Raw genomic sequence first — 2,717 nt, forward strand, 5'->3', positions numbered from 1 at the left:
CGCGCGCCCGTCCGTCCCGCGCGCGCGGCGCAGCGGCGTGTCGCACACGGAGCAGGTCGCCCGGCCGATGCCGGACGCGGGCAGGAACTGGATCGCGCCGCAGCCCGTGCACGCGACATCGACGCCGTCCCGGCTATCGCCCCTATACCCCTGATCGGTCATCGCGGATCCTTCTACGCGCGAGGCCCGACAATGGTCGCATCCGCGCCGACGCCGATAGTTCCGGATGCGCGCGGGCGTTCGCCATGCCATAGGGCGCGCCTTCCCCCGTCGGATTCGGATCACGTCCATTCGCCAGATCGCGGCCCTCCCCTACAGGTTCGAAGGAACCGGCGGCGATGCGGCGGTGCGCGTGCTGCTGGTCACGTCGCGCGCGACGCGCCGCTGGGTGATCCCCAAGGGCAATATCGCGCCCGGCCTGTCGCCGTCCGCCGCCGCCGCCGCGGAGGCGGAGGAGGAGGCGGGGGTGTGCGGCGCGCTGTGCCCCGTGCCGATCGGCGCCTATCGGTATCGCAAGAAGCGCGGCAGTGGTGCGTCGCTGATGGTCGATGTCGACGTGTTCCCGCTCGCGGTGACGCAGGAACTGGCCGACTGGAAGGAGCGCGGCGAGCGCGAGCGGCGCTGGTTCAGCCTCGCCGCCGCCGCCGACGCGGTGGACGAGACCGACCTGCGCGACCTGATCCGCACCTTCGCCCCCGCCCAGTTCCGCGCGGCCGTCCGCCAGGCGCGCCACCCCCAAGCCCCCCAAGGCAGGAAATCCGTCGCCATGTTCTCCTGGTTCCAGCGCCTGTTGCCCCGGACGGGCAATTTCTTCGAGATGTTCGAGGCGCACGCCGCCACCGTGCTCGCCGGCGCGAAGGCGACCGCGCGGCTGCTCGACGGTGGGCCCGCGACGGCCGAGCACATCCGCGAGATCGGCGAGCGCGAGCACGACGCCGACGACATCACGCGCGACGTGCTCAAGCAGGTGCGCGCCACCTTCCTGACCCCCTTCGATCGCGGCGCGATCACCGCGCTGATCGGCGCGCTGGACGACACGATCGACGAGATGCAGTCCGCCGCCGCCGCCATTGACCTGTACGAGGTGGCCAGCTTCGCGCCGGAGATGCGCGACATGGCGGCGCTGGTGGTCGATGCCGCGCGGCTGACCGCCGAGGCGATGCCGCTGCTGCGCGACGTGACGCGCAACGGCGACCGGCTGCACGAGTTGACCGAGCGGGTCATCCGCATCGAGGGCCATGCCGACGAGGTGCACAAGGCGGGGCTGAAGCGCTCGCTGAAGGAGTTCGGCGCGATCGACACGCTGCGCTTCGTCAAGGAACGCGAGCTGTACGAGCATCTGGAACGCATCGTCGACGCGTTCGAGGATGTCGCCGACGAGATCGACGGCATCGTCATCGACTACGCGTAGGCACCATGCACATTCTTGCCCTGCCGCTGCTCGTCGCGCTGATCGGCGTGGCGCTCGCGTTCGACTATCTCAACGGCCTGCACGACGCCGCCAACGCGATCGCGACGGTGGTGGCGACCCGGCTGCTGTCGCCGGTGCGCGCGGTGGCGTTCGCCGCGTTCTTCAACTTCGCGGCCTATTTCCTGACGCTCGCCTTTCCCAGCCTCCATGCGGTGGCGGCGACGATCGGCAAGGGGCTGATCGCCGCCGATGCGGTGACACCGGCCGTGGTGTTCGGCGCGCTGGGGGGCGCGATGTTCTGGAACATCGTGACGTGGCTGCGCGGCATCCCGTCCTCGTCGTCGCACGCGCTGGTCGGCGGGCTGATCGGCGCGGGGCTGGCCCATTCGGGGATCGGCGTCGTGCAATGGGACGGGCTGAACAAGACGCTGATCGCGATCGTGCTGTCGCCCACCATCGGCATGGCGCTGGCGATGCTGGTGATGCTGGGCTCGTCCTGGCTGTTCCGGCGCGCCACCTCGTCCGGCGCCGAGCGCTCGTTCCGGTCGCTGCACCTTGCCTCGTCGGCCGCCTATTCGCTGAGCCACGGGCTGAACGACGCGCAGAAGACGATGGGGATCATCACGGTGCTGCTCTATTCGACCGGGCATCTGCATGGCGAGTTCCACGTGCCGCCCTGGGTGGCGCTGTCCTGCTACGCCGCGATCGCGCTGGGCACCGTCACGGGCGGGTGGAAGATCATCGAGACGATGGGCAGCCGCATCACCAAGCTGTCGCAGCATCAGGGGTTCAGCGCGTCCGCCGCCGGTTCGGTGGTGCTGTTCGGCGCGTCGGCGCTGGGGGTGCCGGTGTCGACCACGCACACCATCACCGGCGCGATCATCGGCGCGGGCACCGCCCGGCGCGCGTCGTCGGTGCGCTGGGGCGTGGCGGGCAATGTGGTGATCGCCTGGATCGTCACCATCCCCGCCTCGGCGACGGTGGGCGCGCTGTTCTACGCGGCGACGCGGCTGTTCTGAGCGTGCTTGTCTGCGACGCGCCGGCCGAACGACATCCGCCGTTCCAGCCGCGCGCATAGCTCCGCATAGTAATCGGCGAGGAAGCGCGGATCGTCGCCGTCGTCGGGCAGGCCCGCCTTGGCGCGGATCGTCGCGGCGACGATGGTCATCCCGTCCGTGTTCCCGGAGCGCAGCACCTCCTCCAGCGCCTGCAGCTCGAACTCGCCGTAGAGCGACAGCGCGGCGTCGCTGAAGCGGCGCTGCGCCGGCAGCGCCGCCAGGTCCGCGCCGAGCCGCGCGCGCACGTC

General features: G+C 70.9%; 2 protein-coding genes and 1 pseudogene. 2 read left to right on the forward strand and 1 reads right to left on the reverse strand.

All coding sequences use genetic code 11. The features are described from left to right. The first annotated feature begins 289 nt into the window (after nucleotides 1-289). Nucleotides 290-1,411: a DUF47 family protein gene (locus tag HUU95_RS13575; protein WP_254602808.1), complete on the forward strand. Its 1,122-nt coding sequence runs from the start codon at nucleotides 290-292 to the stop codon at nucleotides 1,409-1,411. Nucleotides 1,412-1,416: 5 nt separating this feature from the next. Continuing rightward, entirely contained in the window at nucleotides 1,417-2,430 is a 1,014-nt protein-coding gene (locus HUU95_RS13580; protein WP_174280592.1) for an inorganic phosphate transporter, read from the forward strand. Here the strand turns inward: HUU95_RS13580 and HUU95_RS13585 are convergent. Continuing rightward, nucleotides 2,406-2,717 (reverse strand): annotated as a pseudogene (locus HUU95_RS13585) (RDD family protein); the annotation flags it as partial. The gene HUU95_RS13580 and the pseudogene HUU95_RS13585 overlap by 25 nt on opposite strands.

It is taken from the genome of Sphingomonas bacterium, assembly GCF_903643065.1.
Lineage (GTDB): Bacteria > Pseudomonadota > Alphaproteobacteria > Sphingomonadales > Sphingomonadaceae > Sphingomonas.

Excerpts from the sequence above, each read along its gene's own strand:
- HUU95_RS13580 (WP_174280592.1), top strand. The coding sequence starts at position 1,417 with ATGCACATTCTTGCCCTGCCGCTGCTCGTCGCGCTGATCGGCGTGGCG.